The sequence below is a fragment of the Streptomyces sp. NPDC002868 genome (assembly GCF_055563295.1).
This window is the reverse complement of record NZ_JBVHDR010000016.1, coordinates 64,713-84,043: the sequence shown is the minus strand read 5'-3', so window position 1 is coordinate 84,043 and position 19,331 is coordinate 64,713. Positions and strand designations below refer to the sequence as shown.

Annotated in this window: 18 protein-coding genes; 9 read left to right on the top strand and 9 right to left on the bottom strand. The window is 68.7% G+C overall.

The genetic code is table 11. The annotated features are described in order from the left end of the window. Positions 1-157 precede the first annotated feature (157 nt). Both ACZ3H8_RS34135 and ACZ3H8_RS34130 read right to left on the bottom strand, forming a co-directional pair. A complete protein-coding gene (locus ACZ3H8_RS34135) occupies positions 158-1,195 on the bottom strand; it encodes an iron-siderophore ABC transporter substrate-binding protein (protein ID WP_467408365.1) in 1,038 nt (345 codons plus the stop codon). 109 nt (positions 1,196-1,304) lie between these two features. Beyond that, positions 1,305-2,657, bottom strand: a complete 1,353-nt coding sequence (locus ACZ3H8_RS34130) for a lysine N(6)-hydroxylase/L-ornithine N(5)-oxygenase family protein (RefSeq protein ID WP_467408362.1) — start codon at positions 2,655-2,657, stop codon at positions 1,305-1,307. Between the two features lie 249 nt (positions 2,658-2,906). On the opposite strand from ACZ3H8_RS34130, the gene ACZ3H8_RS34125 reads away from it, so the two are divergent. Together ACZ3H8_RS34125 and ddaH are read left to right on the top strand one after the other, a co-directional pair. Then, positions 2,907-3,854: a methionyl-tRNA formyltransferase gene (locus ACZ3H8_RS34125; RefSeq protein WP_467408361.1), complete on the top strand. Its 948-nt coding sequence runs from the start codon at positions 2,907-2,909 to the stop codon at positions 3,852-3,854. A gap of 20 nt (positions 3,855-3,874) precedes the next feature. Further along, positions 3,875-4,687, top strand: coding sequence for a dimethylargininase (gene ddaH, locus ACZ3H8_RS34120; RefSeq protein ID WP_467408358.1), 813 nt, complete (start codon positions 3,875-3,877; stop codon positions 4,685-4,687). A 728-nt stretch (positions 4,688-5,415) separates the two neighbouring features. Here ddaH and ACZ3H8_RS34115 read toward each other — a convergent pair. The 5 genes from ACZ3H8_RS34115 to ACZ3H8_RS34095 form a co-directional block, all read right to left on the bottom strand. Then, positions 5,416-7,014 carry a solute symporter family protein gene (locus ACZ3H8_RS34115; RefSeq protein ID WP_467408356.1) on the bottom strand — a complete coding sequence of 533 codons (1,599 nt, stop codon included), beginning with the start codon at positions 7,012-7,014 and terminating at the stop codon, positions 5,416-5,418. Further along, positions 7,011-7,385 carry a DUF485 domain-containing protein gene (locus ACZ3H8_RS34110; RefSeq protein ID WP_467408353.1) on the bottom strand — a complete coding sequence of 125 codons (375 nt, stop codon included), beginning with the start codon at positions 7,383-7,385 and terminating at the stop codon, positions 7,011-7,013. Before ACZ3H8_RS34110 ends, ACZ3H8_RS34115 begins: the two co-directional genes overlap by 4 nt. Positions 7,386-7,770: 385 nt before the next feature. Further along, the gene (locus tag ACZ3H8_RS34105; protein WP_467408352.1) at positions 7,771-8,421 is read right to left on the bottom strand and encodes a TetR/AcrR family transcriptional regulator; all 651 of its coding nucleotides are present in this window, start codon (positions 8,419-8,421) and stop codon (positions 7,771-7,773) included. Positions 8,422-8,556: 135 nt separating this feature from the next. Continuing rightward, positions 8,557-9,252, bottom strand: a complete 696-nt coding sequence (locus tag ACZ3H8_RS34100) for a TetR/AcrR family transcriptional regulator (RefSeq protein ID WP_467408349.1) — start codon at positions 9,250-9,252, stop codon at positions 8,557-8,559. After that, complete coding sequence (locus tag ACZ3H8_RS34095) at positions 9,249-10,514, bottom strand: PucR family transcriptional regulator (RefSeq protein WP_467408347.1); 1,266 nt, start codon at positions 10,512-10,514, stop codon at positions 9,249-9,251. The genes ACZ3H8_RS34100 and ACZ3H8_RS34095 overlap by 4 nt, the downstream gene beginning before the upstream one ends. Positions 10,515-10,736: 222 nt before the next feature. On the opposite strand from ACZ3H8_RS34095, the gene ACZ3H8_RS34090 reads away from it, so the two are divergent. From ACZ3H8_RS34090 to ACZ3H8_RS34060, 7 genes are all read left to right on the top strand, one after another. Continuing rightward, positions 10,737-11,495 (top strand): ABC transporter ATP-binding protein, encoded by a 759-nt coding sequence (locus ACZ3H8_RS34090; RefSeq protein WP_467408345.1) that lies wholly within the window; start codon positions 10,737-10,739, stop codon positions 11,493-11,495. Continuing rightward, entirely contained in the window at positions 11,492-12,304 is an 813-nt protein-coding gene (locus ACZ3H8_RS34085; protein ID WP_467408343.1) for an ABC transporter ATP-binding protein, read from the top strand. The genes ACZ3H8_RS34090 and ACZ3H8_RS34085 overlap by 4 nt, the downstream gene beginning before the upstream one ends. Next, the gene (locus ACZ3H8_RS34080) at positions 12,301-13,182 is read left to right on the top strand and encodes a branched-chain amino acid ABC transporter permease (RefSeq protein ID WP_467408342.1); all 882 of its coding nucleotides are present in this window, start codon (positions 12,301-12,303) and stop codon (positions 13,180-13,182) included. The genes ACZ3H8_RS34085 and ACZ3H8_RS34080 overlap by 4 nt, the downstream gene beginning before the upstream one ends. Then, on the top strand, positions 13,179-14,282 hold the full coding sequence (locus tag ACZ3H8_RS34075) for a branched-chain amino acid ABC transporter permease (protein WP_467408339.1): 1,104 nt from the start codon (positions 13,179-13,181) through the stop codon (positions 14,280-14,282). Before ACZ3H8_RS34080 ends, ACZ3H8_RS34075 begins: the two co-directional genes overlap by 4 nt. Before the next feature lie 5 nt (positions 14,283-14,287). Then, positions 14,288-15,565: an ABC transporter substrate-binding protein gene (locus tag ACZ3H8_RS34070; RefSeq protein ID WP_467408337.1), complete on the top strand. Its 1,278-nt coding sequence runs from the start codon at positions 14,288-14,290 to the stop codon at positions 15,563-15,565. 148 nt (positions 15,566-15,713) lie between these two features. Further along, complete coding sequence (locus ACZ3H8_RS34065) at positions 15,714-16,325, top strand: carboxymuconolactone decarboxylase family protein (protein ID WP_467408336.1); 612 nt, start codon at positions 15,714-15,716, stop codon at positions 16,323-16,325. Next, on the top strand, positions 16,322-17,116 hold the full coding sequence (locus ACZ3H8_RS34060) for an SDR family NAD(P)-dependent oxidoreductase (RefSeq protein ID WP_467408333.1): 795 nt from the start codon (positions 16,322-16,324) through the stop codon (positions 17,114-17,116). Before ACZ3H8_RS34065 ends, ACZ3H8_RS34060 begins: the two co-directional genes overlap by 4 nt. A gap of 623 nt (positions 17,117-17,739) precedes the next feature. Here the strand turns inward: ACZ3H8_RS34060 and ACZ3H8_RS34055 are convergent. Together ACZ3H8_RS34055 and ACZ3H8_RS34050 are read right to left on the bottom strand one after the other, a co-directional pair. Beyond that, on the bottom strand, positions 17,740-18,231 hold the full coding sequence (locus tag ACZ3H8_RS34055) for a hypothetical protein (protein ID WP_467408331.1): 492 nt from the start codon (positions 18,229-18,231) through the stop codon (positions 17,740-17,742). 63 nt (positions 18,232-18,294) lie between these two features. Next, complete coding sequence (locus ACZ3H8_RS34050) at positions 18,295-19,269, bottom strand: hypothetical protein (protein WP_467408329.1); 975 nt, start codon at positions 19,267-19,269, stop codon at positions 18,295-18,297. Positions 19,270-19,331: the final 62 nt, after the last annotated feature.

The following is a 19,331-nucleotide window of genomic DNA, read 5'->3' as shown; positions in this document are numbered from 1 at the left end:
GGTGGTGTGTCAGTGATGGGTGGTTCGTTGCCCCGGAGACGGCGGCCGACAGCGGTCTTCCACGGGGAGTGCGCAGTGCGCCCACGCCTGCCCGGCGGGGACGGCCGCCGGGCAGGCGCGCTGCGGGACGTGGCTGAGGAGGGAGCCGACGCCTCGGTTACTTGATGGCCTCCAGCATCGGCACGACCTCGTCGATGGCGTACGGGATGCTCAGCACGGTGTTGAAGGACAGCGCGGCGCCGATGTCCGGGCTGTCGTACGGCAGGAACAGATCCCGCTTCTCCTGGTGGACCTTGGTCTTCTTGTAGAGCGGGTCGGCCTTCATGGCCTTCTCCGTCTCAGGAGTGCCCAGCCACACCGTACGGTCGGCCTCCATGACATCAAGACGCTCCGAGCTGAGGTCGGCGATGTTCTCCTTGCCCAGCGCCTTGCGGTACGTCTCGGAGGTGGCGAAGCCCATCTCGGTCAGGAAGATGACCTTCGGGTCCTTGGGCGAGAACGCGGAGAACTTGCCCGGCTCGTACGGCTCGCCGACGGTGACCGTCTTGCCCTTCCACTCGGGGTGCTTGTCGCGGACGGCCTTGAAGCGCGCGTCGATGCCGGCGATCAGCTTCTCGGTCTCGGCGTCCTTGCCCAGAGCCTTCCCGATCTGCTTCGTCATGACCTGCCACGGTGCCTGGTAGTCCTCGTGGCCCTTGGGCTGGGCGACCACCTTGGCGATCTTGGAGAGCGTGTCGTACTGCTCCTTCTTCATGCCCGAGTACTGAGCGATGATCAGATCCGGCTTGAGCGCCGCGATCTTCTCCATGTTGTACTCGTCACGCTCACCCACGATCTGCGGCGGCGTGGACCCCCACAACTCCTTGGCCCACGGCCACTTGCCGTACGGCTGCTCCTTGAACCAGTCCACCGAACCGACCGGCTTGACACCGAGCGCCAGCACCGCGTCTTGGTCCGACAGACCGAGGGTGACGACCTTCTTCGGCTCGGCCTCGATCTTCGTGCTGCCGTACTTGTGATCGACGGTGACCGGGAAAGCCGCGGACTTCGCGCTCGCCTCCCCGGACGGCTTGGACTCGGCCTTCTCAGTGCCGCCCCCACAGGCGGTCAGGGCGAATGCGGCTACGGCGGCGACGGCCACGCGGGGGATGTTTCTGACGATCCTCGTCAGCGCGGGGCGTGTACCAGCGGACACAGGGTGTTTCCTTTCACGGGGGTTTCACGGGTGCATGCCTCGCCTGCCCGGTACAACGGCGCTACCAGGCAGGGCAGGGCGGTGTGGGGGGGTGGACCAGAGGTTGCCCCTAGGCGGGCGTGCCGATCCCGTCGGCGACCTGCCGGGCTTCGTCGTCGACAGACTTCAGGCTCCTGCCGAGGACCGACTCCAGGATTTCGCCGACCCTGATCGCGGTGTTCGACAGCAGGGACGACGTGATTCCGTGCGTGTGCTCGGTACCACCCTGCAGGTAGATGCCGCACCGCAGTGCGGGGTCGGTCGCGACGCGGTAGTCGCGCTCGACACGGACCCGGCCCTCGTCGTCACGGTGGCAGTAGCCTTCGACCTCGCCGAGAAGCCCGAGTGCGTCTGCGGGCCGGTAGCCCGTGGCGTACACCACGACGTCTGCGTCCAGCGGAGTTTTCTCTCCGGTGACCAGCGACTCGACCGTTGCCCGGACCTTGTCCGGGGTCTCGACCACGTCGGTGAGCCGGGAGACGTTGAGGAACCGCAGCCGCTCGGTGCCGAGGACCTTCTCCTGGTACGACTGGCGGTACAGGTCATCGATCAAATCGATGTCCACCACCGAGTAGTTGGTGTTGCCGTGATAGCCGATCAGCTTGCGCTTGATCTCGTCCGGGGCCGTGAAGTACTCGTCCACCGCCGCAGGGTCGAAGATGCGGTTGGCGAAGCTGCTGTCGTCGGCCGGGCTGTAGCCGTAGCGGGAGAAGACGGCGCAGACCTCGGCCTCGGGGAAGCGCCGGTGCAGGTAGGCCACGTTCTCGGCCGCGCTCTGGCCGGCGCCGACCACGATGAAGCGGGACGGCCGGGCGCCTTCCAGTCCGTCAACCCGCTTCAGCAGGTCGGAGTTGTGCCAGACGCGGTCCGTTCGCTCGACGCCCTCCGGCATGTACGGACGCAGGCCCGTGCTGATCACGAGGTTGCGGGCCCGGTGGACCACCAGCTCCGACCCCGAACGGGCCGTCACGTCCACGTACTCCACCACTCCGTCGCACACGACGGGACGCACGGCGACCACCTCGTGCCCGTAGGACACCATGTCGTCGACCTTCGCCGCGGCCCACTCGAAGTAGTCGTGGAACTCCACCCGCAGGGGGAACAGGTTCTTGTGATTGAGGAAGTCGATGAGCCGTCCCTGGCTCTGCAAGTAGCACAGGAAGCTGAACTCGCTGGCAGGGTTGCGCAGCGTCACCAGGTCCTTCAGGAAGGACACCTGCATGGTCGCGTCGTCGAACAGCATGCCCCGGTGCCAGCCGAAGCGCGGCTGCTGCTCGAAGAAGTGAGCAGTGACCGCCTCCTCCCTGCCGACGCGTGCGTTGTGCTCGCTGAGCGCTATCGCCATGGCCACATTGGACGGCCCGAAGCCGATGCCTATGAGGTCGTGGATCACCGGTGCGTCACCAGGAAGAGCCTGTGACATGTCACTCCCATCGTGCGGGACAGCCGCCTGTCAGGCGTCGAAGAAGAATCGGAAGCAGGGCACACCGACGAGCGGCGGCCGAGCGGAACTTAGGTAAAGCTAACCTGATCTAGCCAGCCTGTCGACCGGGCAAAACGAACAAATCATAGATCATGACGGCAAACAATGCCTAGAATCAGGGCAGTTGCGCCCTTAGGTAAGGCTTGCTTTACTTGGCGCTGGTCAATCGCTCTTCAGAGGAGGAACCCCATGCGGGTCGTCATGTTCGGTTATCAGACCTGGGGCCACCGCACCCTGCAAGCGCTCCTGGACTCCGAGCACGACGTGGTGATGGTCGTCACCCATCCCAAGAGCGAGCACGCCTACGAGAAGATCTGGAGCGACTCGGTCGCCGACCTCGCCGAAGAGCACGGCGTTCCCGTGCTAATCCGCAACCGCCCCGATGACGAGGAGCTGTTCGAGCAGCTCAAGGAGGCCGACCCGGACATCATCGTGGCCAACAACTGGCGGACGTGGATACCTCCGCGCATCTTCAACCTCCCCCGCCACGGCACGCTCAACGTTCACGACTCGCTGCTGCCCGCGTACGCCGGCTTCTCCCCGCTCATCTGGGCCCTGATCAACGGCGAGCGTGAAGTGGGCGTCACCGCGCACCTGATGGATGACGAGCTCGACGCCGGCGACATCGTGCTCCAGCGGGCAGTGACGGTCGAGCCGACAGACACGGCCACCGATCTGTTCCACAAGACCGTCGACCTCATCGCCCCGGTCACGACCGGCGCGCTCGGCCTCATCGCCTCCGGACGCACCGACTTCACCAAGCAGGACCGGTCGAAGGCGAGCTTCTTCCACAAGCGGTCCGAAGAGGACATTCGCGTCGACTGGAACTGGCCCGCCGAGGACCTGGAGCGCCTGGTCCGGGCCCAGTCCGCGCCGTATCCGGGCGCGTTCACCTTCCACAAGGGCAAGCGCCTGGAGGTACTGGCCGCGGTCGTGTCCGAGGGCCGTTACGGCGGTACTCCCGGCCGTATCTTCTACCGCGAGGGCGACGGGGTGGTGATCGTCGCCGGAGCCGACGCCCGCACGGGCCGCAACCACGGCCTGGCCGTCACGCGCGTACGGACCGAGGACGGCCGGGAAATGCCCGCGACCGAGTACTTCACCTCCATGGGTGGCTACCTCACCAGCCGTCCTTGACGATCAGGGGATCGGCACTCATGCGCACAGCACGGCCGCGGCACTATCTCATGTGCCGGCCCACCTACTTCGACGTGGTCTACTCCATCAACCCGTGGATGGACCCGAAGAAGCCCGTCGACACCCAACTGGCCATCACCCAGTGGGAAGAGTTGCGCGAGGTCTACCTGAGCCTCGGCCACACCGTCGAGACGATCGACCCCCTGCCCGGCCTGCCCGACATGGTCTTCGCCGCCAACGGCGCCACGGTCGTCGACGGACGCGCCCTCGTGGCGCGCTTCCACAACGCCGAGCGCGCCGACGAGGCTGCGGCCCACCACGACTGGCTGCGCGACCGCGGCTTCAGGTACCTGCGCAGAGCAGGGTTCGTCAATGAGGGCGAGGGAGACTACCTCGTCACCGATGACTGGCTGCTCGCGGGATCCGGCTTCCGCAGCGACCCGCAGTCGCACGCCGAGGCACAGGAGTTCCTCGAGCGGCCGGTGATCAGCCTGCGCCTCGTCGATCCGAACTACTACCACCTGGACACCGCACTCACCGTCCTCGACGGAAACACCATCGCCTACTACCCGGCGGCCTTCTCCCCGGGCAGCCGCGCCGTCCTCCAGCGGCTGTACCCGGACGTGATCACCGCCACCGACGCCGACGCCGCGGTCTTCGGCCTCAACGCGGTTTCCGACGGCTACAACGTCGTGCTGCCGCACAACGCGACCGGCCTCGCCGCGGTGCTGCGCAACCGGGGCTTCAACCCGATCGGCGTCGACCTGTCGGAACTGCTCAAGGCCGGCGGAAGTGTGAAGTGCTGCACGATGGAGCTGCGTTCGGCCGACTAGCCTGCCGGCCCCGTTACGGTCCCGGGGGCCGGCCGGACATCGCCGCCTCGCGGATCACTCGTTCCGTGCGGCGGCGATGCTCTCGTGGCGAGTGCGGCATCGCCAGCGGGTCGCACTCGCCGCTGCCCTCCGCGTGCCCGTCCAGGCGGAAGCATCGATGTAGTTGGCTTCTGCGTTGCGGAACGGTCGCCCGTCCTGTGCGGCCGGGTCGCCTCGTGGGTCGGGGCCGCAGCGGTCCAGACGCTGGGCCTCCCGGGCCTGAGCGTCCGAAGCGGCCTGACGAGCTTGGACTTGGCGCATGCATTGCCCTGAGGCGCCGCCTGCCGCAGGGCGCTTCGGTCTCGTCAAGGCGCACCACGCACCACGTACGACGGGGAAGCGAGCGAGCAGATGCAACGCCCCCGCGGGGCGACTTCCGACGGAGTCGCCCCGCGGCGGGTCACGCAGTCTGTTGTGGCGGGCAGTTCAACGGGGCGCGGCCAGTGCCCGGGGGCGCCGGCAGACTTACCGACCGCATCCAGGCCTTGAATTCGCGGTGCCGAGCTTCCGGGGTATGGATCGGGCGTTTGGGAAGCGAGATCAACGGAACGCAGACGGAGCGCACGCGAACCGCGCCGATGGGGACCTCCGCCCCGCCTGACGAGTTCCGCTTACGCTCTCGATTGGGACGGGTATGGGGCGATTTTCCGGGTGAACTGCGGGCGAACGCGCCGGCCGGACGCGGACTACTAGGCGGAGGTGTCGTCCGCGCCCGCGAGCGTGCGCAACTCGAGCGCGGAGTGCGTGGCTGGGTCCGGCCTGTCCCTCCCCAGCACCGATCCGAGCCATCCCAGGAGGAGGCCCAGGGGGGCAGAGACGATGGTCGGGTACTGCAACGGGAACAGGCTGAAGTCCATGTCGGGGAACAGCGCGGTCGGACCTCCCGAAACCGCCGGGGACAGCACGGCCAGCACCACCGAGGAAACCAGGCCGCCGTAGATGCTCCACAGCGCCCCGGTGGTGGTGAAGCCCCGCCAGTACAGGCCGTACAGCAGCGCGGGAAGAATCGCCGAAGCCGCGATGCAGAACGCCAGCCCGGCGGCGAAGGAGACATTGAGGCGCTCGGCGAGCAGGGACAGGCCCACCGCCGCGCAACCGATCAGCACGACCGCCCAGCGGGCGACCAGCAGTTCCTTCTCCTCGGTCGCGCGTCCCCGCTTGAGCACCGCTCCGTAGATGTCGTGCGCCACGGACGTCGCGGCGGCGAGGGCGATGCCCGCCACCACGGCCAGGATCGTGGCGAACGCCACGCAGGCCATGACGGTGAGCATCCACGACCCGCCGAGGGAGTGGGCGAGCAGCAGGGTGGCCGTGTTCCCCGAGGGGCTCCCGGCGAGGATGGTCTCCGGGCCGAGCACCGCCGCGGCGCCGAATCCCAAAACCCCCGCGGTCACGCAGAACACGCACGTCAGAACCGCCGTCCACTGCACCGAACGCCGGGCAGCGCGCGCGGAGGGCACCACACACATGCGCATCAGGAGGTGCGGGAGTCCAGCGGCTCCGAACAGGGCTCCGAGCTGGAGGCTCAGTCTGTCCAGCGTTTCCATACCGGTCCCCTGTGCGCGGGCGCCGGGGGCGAGGAAGTTCTCCCCGACGCCGCTGCGGCGGGCCGCGGTTCCCAGCAGGTCACTGGGGTTCCAACCGAACTTCGCCAGCACCAGCACCGCCAGGAAGATGCTCGCGACCAGCAGGACGGCCGCCTTGAGCAGCTGTACGAGCGTCGCGCCGTGCATACCGCTGATGGCCACATAGATGATCATCAGGACGCCGAGGAAGACCATCAGGCAGTTCTGGGCCGCCTCGCCGGATATGCCCAGCAGAGGTGCCGCGAGCGCACCGGCACCCACAAGTTGGGCGGTGAGGTAGAACAGCGAGATCACCAGCGTGGCGAGGCCCATGGCCAGATGGACGGGCCGCGGCCGCAGCCGGCGCGCCAGCGCGGCGCCCACCGTATAACTGCCGGTGTTGTGGAACGGCTCTGCGACCACCAGCAGAATGACGGCCCAGACCACGACGGGCCCCACCAGATACGGGATGCCGTCGAAACCGGCCAGCGCGATGAGCCCCGGAGTGCCGAGAAGCGTCGCCGCGGAGATGAAGTCGCCGAACAGGGCGATTCCGTTGCGCGCGGAGGACAGTTCGCGGCCGCTGACGAAGAAGCGGCGGGGGGTGTCGCTGTCCGCCGCACCCCACAAGGCGATGAGGACGACGCAGACGACGAAGACCGCGAAGACGATCAGGGTTGCTCCGTTGTGCGCGATCTGGGTGGGAATCTGAGAGGCGCTCACCGACGGCTCCCCCTCGGTTCGAGCCCTGCCCGCACCCTCTCGGTCAGCGGATCCAGGGTGGTGCGGGCGTAACGCGCGTACCAGCGGCACACCAGGAGCGTGGTGGCGCACTGCAGGAGCGCGAGGGCGAGCCCGATGTTCAGGTGGCCGACCAGCCTCACAGCCATCAGTTCGCCGGCCACGTTGGCCAGAAGGGCGTTGAGCAGATAGAAGCCGACCACGGCGGCGACAACGGGAAAGACCCTGGAACGGCGCTCCGTGTGCAACCGTTCGATGTCCGTCGGGACGCCCGGCTCCGCGTTGGGGGTGTGCGCGTAGGGGCTACGGACGTACGACGGTGGTCGTTGGAACGGCTCAAAGGGACTGGTCATGACGACATCAACTCCTCTTGGCTGCATGCCGCGGCGAGGGCGAGGCGTCACCGCAGGGGCAGTCGACCGGGTCGGTGTCTGCCAGGGCACGACTCGGTGTCCGAGCCGTGACGCAGTGACGTGCTCAGCCCTTGTGGGTCCTGATCTCCTCGATCAGCGAGGGATGTCGACCACGATCCTCAGGCTCACGGGCGGCCGCCGTGGAACCAGGCGAACAAGCGAAGGACACGCCGCGCGGCACCGACTATGCCGAACGGCGTTCGGTTTGGGAGCTTAGAGGTGCCCAGCATGCAGCACAAGACGTCGTCGGCGAGTCACCCTCCGCGTCCGCCTGAGGTCCGCTGCCGCGGTCTGCGCGGCGATCAGGAACCGGCCGGCTTCTCGATCAGGAACCGGCCGGCTTCTGTGGTGCCGTGACGCGGGCGTGCAGGGCGGTGAGGCCGTCGAGGAACATCTCCAGGGCGAGTTCGAAGCTGTCCCGGTCGATCACGCCTGCGCGGCCGCGCAGGCGGTGGGCCCCCGCGAGGTGCGGATAGCGCTCGACGTAGACCTGGACGTCGTCCTCGAACCCCCCGGCGAACGAACTCATCGCGGACCCGACCACCAGGTACTTGGTCGAGGCACCGATCAATGTGGCATAGCGCGGCGGCCAGCCGGCGCCCACGAGACCGCCATGAACGGCGTCGGCGCGCCGCAGGGAGGCTTCACGGCGGGCGGGGCCGTAGGCCAGGAACGGGACGATCTGGGGATGGGCAGCCAGCGCGGCGCGGTAGGACCGGGCCCAGGAGGCCACGCCGTGTCGCCAGTCGCCGGTCTCGAAGCCGGAGACGTCCACGTCCTCCATGATGGTGTTGGCGACTTCGTGGAGGACGTCGTCCTTGGTCTTGACGTGCTCGTAGAGCGAGGAGACCTGAACCCCGAGTTCCCGTGCGAGCCTGCGCATCGACAGTTCGGTGAGCCCGTCCCGGTCCACGATCGCCAGCGCCGTGGCGCAGATGCGCCCGCGGCTGAGAATCGGCTTGGTCGGTCGGCCCACCGATGCACCCCCACACCGTGAAGCGCCGCAGTCAGCAGCGCCCTGCTTCTGGCTTCACCTTACACGCACCCCCGATAACCGAACATCGTTCAGAAAGCCTTTACCCTGCGCGGATCCCCAGCGGTGGCGCTCCGGTCACCCGGGAGGTTTCGACAGGTGCGCCAGGATGCCGCAGACTTCCTCGATGATTTCCTGGGCCTCGGCCATGTCCGCGCAGTCGCTCAGCTCTTGGGCGGCACCCGCGATCACCGTGGTCAGCACGACGCCCCGGACACGGCCGGTGCGCCGCGTCTCATCCACCTCGAGCAGCCTGGCGTTGCGCCGTACCCACGAGCGGTCCCACTGGCGCCGCAGTGCGTCGAAACCAGGAGGGCCGTCCTCCTGCTGCAGCAGCCTGCCGATGCGCCGGCGTACCCAGGCGCCCTCGAGATAGGCCCTCGCCCCCGTGAGGAACAGCGCGACCGGGTCGGTCACGCCCTGGCCGCGCGCCGCGGCGACCCCCGCCGCGGTCCGCTGCTCCTGCTCTTCCTGGAACTCCTCCCACAACGCCAGATACAAGCCCCTCTTGCCCCCGTAGTGGTGGAAGAGGCTGCCGACGGGGATGCCCGAACGCGCCGCGATCTCCGTCACGCTCGCGTTGGTGTAGCCGCGCTCGGTGAACACATCGAGCGCTGCGTCCAGCAACGCGCGTCGCGCCGAGACGTCCGCGGCGGCCGCGGCCTCTGCGGGAGTCCGCACCGTCGCCTCCGCCGCGGCCTGCACCCCCTCCACCACGGTCTTCGCCGACGCTTCCGGTGAGTCGGCCGTCCGCTCCGGATGGGTCTGGCTCACTGCACGTCCTCCGTTCCCCAGGCCGCGTCGCGGATGGCGAGAGCGACCAGCAGTTCCAGCAGATCGGCGATCCGGCGCGGGTTACGCCCGGTGCGTTCCTCGATGCGGCGCAACCGGTAGTACGCCGTGTTGTGGTGTACCTGCAGCCGCTCCGCCGCCAGCCTCAGGTTCAGATCCGCCTCGGCGAACGCCCGTACGGTGGCCGCGAGCGCACCCCCGCGCCGGACGTCGTCATCCAGCAGGGCGCTGATCCGCGGGTCGACCAGCTGGCGGGCGATGGCGTCCGCGCGCAGGGCGAGGTACTGGAACGGAGACAGCCGCGGTAGCGCCGCCACCCCTCCCCCGCTGGGAACGAACTCCAGGGCGGCTCTGGCCTCCTGGTAGGCCCGCGGCAGCTCCGCCGCGCCCCGGGCCACCGTGCTGATCCCCATCGCCAGGACCGTTCCGTCCCTGGCCAGGTGCCGCTGCACCTCTTCGAAGCGCGCGCATATCTCGTCCGGCTCGGTGCCCGTACGCAGCACCGGCACGGCCACGACCTCGCCGTGCCGCACGACCACCAGGACTCTGGCGGCCCGCACGCCGGCGGCGGAGATCGCCGCGCTGGTGATGTATCCGCTCTCGGCGGCCGTGCCCGCACCCCCGTGCCGGGCGCCGTCGACGCAGACCGCCGCGACCACCATCATCGGCACCTGCGCGCCGATGCCGTAGGCCTGTGCCGCGGCCATGAGAGGTCCCCGGGTCGGCATGTGGCCCGCGAGCAGTTGCTCGAGCAGGTCCCTGCGCTCGCGGTCCGCGTCGGCCACGACATGCTGCTGAAACTCCAAGTAGGCCTGTGCTGCCTGGGTGCTGGCGAAGTCCATGTACCGCATCAGCGGGGCGACCAGGGTGAGCACGGCATCCTGCCCGGCGGCCGACGGCCCCGCGCAGTCGCGCAGGGCCTCCCAGAAGACCTGCCGGCCGACCCGGAACGCGCTGATGAAGTCCTCCAGCGCGAACCCGGCGCGGGCCCTGCGCATCGCCCCCGCCCGGCTGAAGGCCAACTCCTCGGAGGCGAAGCTCCGCTCGCCCCCGAGCAGCGCCAGCTGGACCCGGTAGTGCGAGAGCAGTTGGTGGCGCACGTCTTCGAAGAAGTGCTCGTCCTGCACCGCGTAGGCGGGGATCTCGGCGCGCATCACCGCAAGCGCGGACTCCGCCACCTGCTCCACGCGCTCCTTCACGTCGCACAGGATTCGCAGCCGCTCGTGGCGCAGCTGCTCGGTCATGGGAGGCACGCTCGGCACGATCGCGTGATGCATGGCGGGATCGTCGCCCCCGAATCGTGACCAGTCAACAGGGCGGTGACCGGTTGTTCACCTCGGACTGTGCGCGGCGCACAAGGTGACGGCCGCGAAGTTGAGTGCTCGCACCCAATGCCCGCGCAGAGGGGGCCCACCTACTGTGACGCTCGCCCACCCCCCAGGGACCTTGTCGAAAGGGCGGCGCACATGCTCGCGGTCGACGGCATCACCATGCGTTTCGGCGGAATCACGGCTCTGGACGGCGTCGGATTCGCTGTCGAGCAGGGCACCGCCGTGGGCCTCATCGGGCCCAACGGAGCGGGAAAGACCACGCTCTTCAACTGTCTGACCCGGCGGTGCACGCCCGACGAGGGCACGGTGCGCTACGAGGGCCAGGACCTGCTGTCCCTGCCCCCGCACACCGTGGCCGGGCACGGCATCGCCCGCACCTTCCAGAATCTGGGCCTGTTCCAGCACCTCACGGTCCGGGAGAACGTGATGGTCGGCGCTCACCACCGGGGCCGCGCAGGGCATCTCGCCGCCGCGCTGCGGCTGCCGCGTGTGCGGCGTGAGGAAGCGCGGCTGCGCTCCCTTGCGCAGGAACTGCTGCAGCGGCTGGACCTGGCCGACGTCGCGGACCATCCCGCCTCCGGCCTGCCCTTCGGCACGCTCAAACGGGTCGAGTTGGCCAGGGCGCTGGCCGTGGAGCCCCGGCTGCTGCTGCTCGACGAGCCGGTCAACGGCCTCAGCCACGGCGAGGTCGAGGTCTTCGCCGACCTGATCAGGGCGGTGCGCGAGGACTTCGACCTCACCCTGGTCGTGGTCGAGCACCACATGGGGTTCGTGATGGGGCTGTGTGACCGCGTGGTGTGCCTGGACTTCGGACGCACGATCGCAGACGGGCCGCCGGAACAGGTGCAGCGTGACCCGGCCGTCATCGAGGCCTACTTGGGAGCGGCGGCATGAGCGAGCAGATGAAGGACTCTCCCGCCGACGAATCCGCGGCACCGGCCTTCCTCGAGATTTCGGACCTGCACGCCGGCTACGGGCAGGCCCGCGTCCTGCACGGCATCGGATTCTCTGTCAGCCGCGGCGAGGTCTGCGCGATCCTCGGGCCCAACGGCGCGGGCAAGACCACGACCCTGAGGGCGCTGAGCGGCATGGTCACGGGGCGCGGATCGGTGACGCTGGACGGCGCCCGGTTGCTGGGTCGCTCCCCCGAACAGGCCGCCCGGCTCGGTGTGGCACACGTACCCGAGGGCCGGGGCACGTTCAACGACCTCACCGTGGAGGAGAACCTGCGCGTCGGCGCGTATCTGCGCCACCGTCGAGGGCGCCGGGGCAGGAGCGAGCGGGCTGCGGTGGCAGCGGACCTGGAGCGGGTCTACGGCTACTTCCCCAAACTGCAGGAGCGCTCCCGGCAGTCGGCGGGCAGCCTCAGCGGCGGCGAGCAGCAGATGCTCGCGATCGGCAGGGCGCTGATGCTCCGTCCTGCGCTGCTGCTCCTCGACGAACCCTCGCTGGGCCTGGCGCCCCTCGTCACCCGCGAGCTGTTCCGGATCGTCCGTACCGTCAACGAGGAGGAGCACACGACCGTGGTCGTCGTCGAGCAGAACGCCAAGCTCGCGCTGGACATCGCGCATCAGGCGCACGTACTGGAGTCGGGCCGCCTGGTGCTGTCGGGCCCGGCCGATCAGATCCGCCAGGACGGCCAGGTCGCCGAGGTGTACCTCGGCATCTCCGTCCAGGCCGGCAAGGCAGGTGGTGGCTCGTGACCGAGTTCCTCCAGCAGGTCGTGGAAGGACTGGGTGCCGGCTCGGTCTACGCAAGCCTCGCACTGGCCCTGGTCCTGATCCACCGGTTCACCGGCATCGTCAACTTCGCCCAGGGCGAGCTCGCCATGATCTCCACCTACGTGGCGTGGCAGCTGGTCGCCTCGGGGATGCCGTTCTGGCTGGCCCTACCGGTCACTCTCGCGATCTCCTTCGCGGGCGGCATGCTCATCGAGCGCCTGCTCATCCGGCCGGTCGAGGGAGCGCCCGAGCTGACCATCGTCATCGTCACCGTGGGCCTGTTCATTTTCGTCAACGCGGCCGCGGGCCTGATCTGGTCGTTCACCGTGAAGGACTTCCCCCAGCCGTTCCCCGACGGCAGCCTCGCCCTGGCCGGGGTCGGCATCAGCTGGTCGACGCTGGGCGTCATCGGCGTCGTGGCCGTGGTGATGGGGCTGCTGTACCTGCTGTTCCAGCACACCAGGACCGGTCTGGTGATGCGAGCGGTCGCCGACAATCCCGCCTCGGCCAGGCTCTCGGGCATCCGGGTGGGCCGGGTGCTGATGCTGGGCTGGGGGCTGGCCGCGACGGTCGGCGCGCTGTCGGGCGTCCTGGTCGCCCCACTGCTGTTCCTGGAACCCAACATGATGGGCGGCGTCCTCATCTACGCCTTCGCCGCGGCCACCCTCGGCGGCTTCGACAGCCCGGTGGGCGCGGTGGCGGGCGGCCTGGTCGTGGGTGTCGCCGAGACCCTGGCCGGGGCCTACGTCGGATTCGTCGGCGCCGACCTGAAGATCGGCGTACCACTGCTGATCATCCTCGTGGTGCTGCTGGTGCGGCCTCAGGGGCTGTTCGGCCGGGCGGCGGTGGAGCGGGCATGACCACGGCAGAACTGATCACCACTCACGCTTCGCGCACCGCGCGCTGGGCACGTCCGCTCGCGGCGCTGGTCATCGCGGCCGCTCTGCTCGCGACGCCCTACTACTTCGCCCCGTTCCGGGTCTTCCAGCTGACCATGGTGCTGATCTACGCCATCGTACTGGCGGGCCTGAACCTACTGGTGGGCTACGGCGGGCAGATCTCCCTCGGACACGGCGCGTTCTTCGCCGTGGGCGCCTACACGGCGGCCGTCATGCTCGACCGGTTCACCATCGACCACCTGGCCACGCTGCCGATCGCGGCCGCGGGATGCTTCCTCCTCGGTCTGGGCTTCGGGGTACCCGCGCTACGGCTCCGCGGCCTCTACCTGGCTCTGGTCACCTTGGCGTTCGCCGTGTTCCTCCCGCCGCTGCTGAAGCGGTTCGAGCACGTGACCGGCGGCTCCATGGGCCTGACCGTCCCCAAGCCGCAGCCGCCCTCCTGGACCGGCCTGGCCGACGACCAGTGGCTGTATTTCCTCACCCTCACCGTCGCTGCGGTCACGCTGCTGGTCGTCCGCAACCTGGTGCACTCGCGGGTCGGCCGGGCGCTGCTCGCCATCCGGGAGAACGCCACCGCAGCGGAGGTGATGGGGGTGAGGCTCTCCTTCCACAAGACGCTCGCCTTCGCCTGGAGCGCGATGTTCGCAGGTGTCGCCGGGTGCTTGTACACCTGGGTGATCGGCTTCGTGTCTCCTGACTCCTTCAGCATCAACCTGTCCATCACCCTCCTGGCCGGTCTGGTCGTGGGTGGCCTGGCATCGGCGTACGGGCCACTGCTGGGCGCGGCCTTCGTGATGTACGTGCCGAATCTGGCGCAGGACGTCAGCCCGGCCGCGCCAGGAGTCGTCTTCGGCCTTCTGATCATCGCCGTCATGTATCTGGCCCCGACCGGACTGGCCGGCCTGGCGGCCCGTGCCGGACAGGGGGTCCGGGGGCGTGTGGAGCAACGCCTGCGCCACACCCGCCGCCGTCCGGAGCCGGCCTCTCCCGCGGAACCGCCCGGCCCCCCACAGCCCGACCACCAGCCCCTCACCGCACCGCCCACCACCGGAAAGGGATGATCCGGATGCGTCGCACCACTACCCTGCGGGCAGCCGCCGCGGGCATCGCCGCCCTGCTCACCACGACCGCCTGCTCCAGTCAACGGGGACAGGAAGATGCCGCCGCCTCCGACGGCGCCTGCAAGGGCCAGCAGACCACGGGTATCACCGACAAGAGCATCAAGCTCGGCGGTATCTACCCTATGTCCGGACCAGCCTCCGCCTACGGCACCATCAGCAACGGCGTCAGCGCCTACTTCAAGTACGTCAACGCCGAGAAGGGCGGTATCGGCGGCCGCAAGGTCGAGTTCGTGGTCCGTGACGACGGCTACCAGCCGCCGAAGGCCGTGGAGGAAGCCCGACGGCTGGTGGAACGGGAGAAGGTCTTCGCAGTGTTCCAGACATTGGGAACGCCCTCCACCTCAGCCGTGTGGGACTACCTCAACCAGCAGAAGGTGCCACAGCCGTTCGTGGCCACCGGCGCCTCCATGTGGGGGACGGACACCAAGCACCCGTGGACCATGGGCTGGCAGCCCAACTACGTCGCCGAGTCCCGGATGTACGCCGACTACCTCAAGAAGGAGAAGCCGAAGGCCAAGGTGGCCGTGCTCTTCCAGAACGACGATTTCGGCAAGGACCTGCTCGGCGGGTTCAAGCAGGCCGTCAAGGGCAGCGACGTCAAGGTGATCGCGGAGGAGAGCTACGAGGTCACCGACCCGTCCGTCTCGGCCCAGATGACCAGCCTCGCCCGCTCCAAGGCGGATGTGCTGCTGAACATCACCACGCCCAAGTTCGGCAGCCAGACCCTGGCCGCGGATGCGAAGAACACCAAGTGGAACCCGCTGCACATCGTCAACAGCGTCTCGGCGTCGACCAGCGTGCTCAAGCCCGTCGGTTTCAAGAACGTCCAGGGCGTGGTCTCCGCCACCTACTTCAAGGATCCCGCCGACCCCCAGTGGGCTGACGACGCGGAAATGCAGACCTACCGCACGGCGATGAAGAAGTACGCCCCGGACACCGATCCCTCGATCCAGTTCAACGCCTACGGCTGGGCCGTGGCCTCAAGCCTGCACAAGGCACTCGACGCCATGGAATGCCCGACGAGAGAAGGGCTGAGGGACTCCGTCCAGAAGCTCAAGGACGTCAAGGTGGGCATGTTGCTCCCTGGCGTCTCTCTGAACACCGGCCCCAAGGACCGGTTCCCCATCGAGACCATGCAACTGGTGCGCTTCACGGGGGAACGATGGGTCCTGTTCGGGGAACCCGTCGACACCCGCGAGCAGTTCGGCCCCGTCACCGGCTGACGTCCGGCCGACCGGGAGGGACCGGCTTGCGCACACCGGCCGGCCCTCCCGGTCCCACGCGGACCTGCCACGCCCGTCACCACCCACACGCCCACACCACGGAGTGCGCACCCGCTGGTTCGCGTGGGCACCTCATCTTGGAGACTCCATGCCGGAGCGAGACCCTGTACGGCACGGCAACGCCCTCCCCCTCCCGCGACTCGTGGCCCTGCCCGAGGACAGTTGGGATGCGCGGACCCGCGACCTGCTGGCCGCAGCCCCTCGGGACCCAGGGGGCCGGATCCCGAACATCTTCACCACGCTGGTGCGTCATCCCGACCTCTACGAGCGGTTCATGCCCTTCGGAGGCCAGTTGCTCCGCCGGGGCCGGCTATCGGGAAGGCTCCGTGAACTGCTGATCCTGCGCACGTCGTACAACACCGGCGCCCCGTACGAGTGGGGACGCCATGTCCCCCTGGCCAAGGCTGCGGGCGTTACCGATACGGAGATCGACCGCCTCGTCCAGGGCCCGGAGGCCGACGGGTGGACCGACCTCGAAAGGTGCCTCATCCGGGCCGCCGACGAGCTGAACCGCGATGCGCGGCTCTGCGAGGCCACGTGGGACGTCCTGGCCGAGCACTTCGGCGACGCGGAAATGATCGAGATCACCATGCTGGTGGGGCAGTACCACATGGTGGCGTTCTTCCTGAACTCCGTCGGTGTGGCGCTGGACCCGGGCTTCGACAGCCCAGGCCTCGCCGGAAAGGAACGGGAACGATGAGTGAGGCGGAACGGGATCGCGCCGCCCGACGGCTCGCGGGCCGCAAAGTGCTGGTGGTCGGCGCGGGCACGCGTCCCGACGACGCCCCGCAGGCGCCCGTCGGCAACGGCCGGGCGATCGCCGTTCTCGCCGCCCGCGAACTGGCCTGCGCCGACATCCTCGGCCCAGTAGCCGCCGTGACCGCCGACCTGGTCACCGCCGAAGGTGCCCTGGGTGTTCCCGTGGTCGCTGATGCCACGGACGCGGAGCAGTCGGCCGCCATGGTCGCCGAGGCGGTCCGCGGGCTGGGCGGGCTGGACGCGCTGGTGGTCAATGTAGGGGTGGGCCTCGGCTCCGGACTGGCGGACTCGTCGCCCGAGGAATGGGACGAGGTTCTCCGCCTGAATCTGCGTGCGCCTTTCCTCGCCGCCAAACACGGCCTTCCTTCGATGGCTGACGAAGGCGCCGTCGTCTTCATCGGCTCGGTCGCCGGACTGCGTGCCGCGACCGGCTCTCCCGCCTACGACAGCTCCAAGGCCGGCCTCTTCGGGCTGACTCGCCATGTGGCGAGGGAGGGAGCGGCACGAGGCATCCGCGCCAACATGGTCGTCCCCGGCCTGATCGACACGCCGATGGGCCGCCATGCATCGGCGAACCGGACTTCCCGGGCGGCCTCATTCGCCCGCATTCCGCTCGGCCGTCAGGGCACCGCCTGGGAAGTGGCAGAGGCAGTCACCTTCCTTCTCTCCGATCGGGCCTCCTACATCACCGGCCAGAGCCTGGTGGTGGACGGTGGTCTCACCGCGGTGTGACAGCGGGTCGCGCGGGACAACGCCCTGGGCGTGGGCCGGACAGCGGCGGCCGGGTGGGCGGACGGCCGCGGCTGCCCCGTTCGACCACCCGGAACAGGGATCATGGAACCGGCATGCGGATCGTCTCGGTCGTCGGATCTGAATCCAAGGCTCAAGAGAGGGAGTCGACCAGGCGGTGCCTTCCGGCCCGAGCGGGCCGCGACCGTTCGCCGACCGGATGAACGCCATCCCGGAGTACGCCGTGTCCGAGATGCCGGGTGACAACGAGCTGACGTGGAACGCACGCAGCCGGCGCCCGCAACCGGGAGCTGCGCGAGACCGACGGCGGCGACCTGTTGGTCATGGGGAGTCCACGCTCGTGCCTGCCCCTGCACGCGGCCTGGTCGAAGATCCGGCTCGTGATCACGCCGCTGCTCCTCGGCGCGGGGCAAGGCGCTCTTCGCGGAGGACCGTGCCCTGCGCACGCCCGAACTGGTCCCCCACGGTCACCAGCGGTACGGGTGCACACGTGTGCATCTACCGACCGGTGACCGAGGGGTGGACCGGGTGTGCCAGGGGCTCCACGCGCGCCCCGTGCCAGGGCTTACGGTCCGCACAGGCGCTTCAGAAGCACTGGCTGCCACTCAGGACTGGCTGTTGAGGAACCCGATCCCCACAGCCCCCCACCATCCCACCTGGGAAACCACGGCGGACATCGCTCCACGCACCAGCAGCCGTCTCTCCACCTGCCCTCCCGCCTGCTCCGCGAGGGAGCGGTGCAGAGCGTGCGCGTGCACGCCGTTGAGAGCGACCAGGAGAACCAGTCCCAGCTTCACCCGGGTGGCTGCCAGTGCCAGGTCTGGGCCGAGGACGGCACCACTGATCACCATGCCTGTCAGACCGGACCAGACGAGCACATGCAACGGCCTGGTGAAGTCCAGCACTTGACGCAGGCTGCGCCGCCCCAGCAACCAGAGCAGCCCATAGTAGTCAATGGTCTGCACGGTGCCGAGCCCCAGGATCAGCGCTGCCAGGTGCACGAAGAGTGCCGCGGTGCGCAGCGCAGGGCCGACTTCGAGTTGCAGCGCCACCCACACGCCGGCCGCCCACACCAGACAGACCAGGGCGTCGGCCACACCGATCATCCAGCCGGGCGCCGGTCCCCGGAACCGATCCGCCCCACGACCATGCGGCACTGATCAGTCCTCAGCCACCCAGCCGGCCATGATGCCCATGACGCCGCCGTGCGAGTGTCCTGCGCTCTCGTACCTGCTGGTGATCTGCAGGACTTCCCCCCGCTTGATGGTGCCGAGCGGATCGCCGCTGCACGGCGGCATGTCCGAGATCTCCGTGTTGCCGTGGAGGTCGATGAATTCGGGGCTTCCGCCCTCCTCCGCCACGATGTTGCACAGCAGCTTTCCCGTGGTGAGGTTCTCCGTACGCACAGAACGGCCCGCGTGGTGCAGGTGGCCGCGCATGTGGACGAGCCTTCCGGAAATGGTGGAGCGCCACCGCCTGACCTTTTCGCTGGCGCCCTCCGGAGCGTCGTACGCACTGCCGAGACAGCCGCCCGCATCCATCCAGATCGGTGTCACAGGCTGGAGCCTCGAGCCCGCGGCGGGTTCATGGGTGAAGGTGAAGGTGATGTACACGGTCTTTCTCTGGGGCGCATGGTTCATGAGGTCGTAGAGCATGTTCCAGCGCTCACCCCGGCGCACTTTAATGCCGTATCCGGAGGGCAGGACACTTTCCACTCGCTCGTTCCCGGAGGCGAATTTCCGCTGGGGGCCGCGGCAGACGACGTCGCTTTTCGAGTGGGTGCCCAGCACCGCGTGGTGGAGCATCGGACCGGTGTTGACGTTCGCGTTCGACCCGTCCGGATATACGAGGTTTGGCTTGAAGCCCGTGATGAAGCAGTCGTCGCACGGCTTCTGGACGTTCAGCGCAAGGCGGTTGCCGGTTTCACCGTGGTCGTGCCCTGACGCGGCGGGAAGGGTGAACGGCCCGTAGCGCACGGTCGTTGTCGTCCTGGCCTCAGGGGCTCGGTGCACTGCAGACGTGGACGCCTGCTCCGCGGCGGGGACCGGGGTGGCTGCGGTGACGACCAGTGCCGCAGTGGTCCCCAATGCGGTAACGATCAGTGGGGCAGTGAGGGGCAGACTTCGCCGGGACATGTCTCTCTCCTTTTCGGATCAGGAGTTGGTGCCAGACAGGCAAGGACCTGATGCGGAAATCG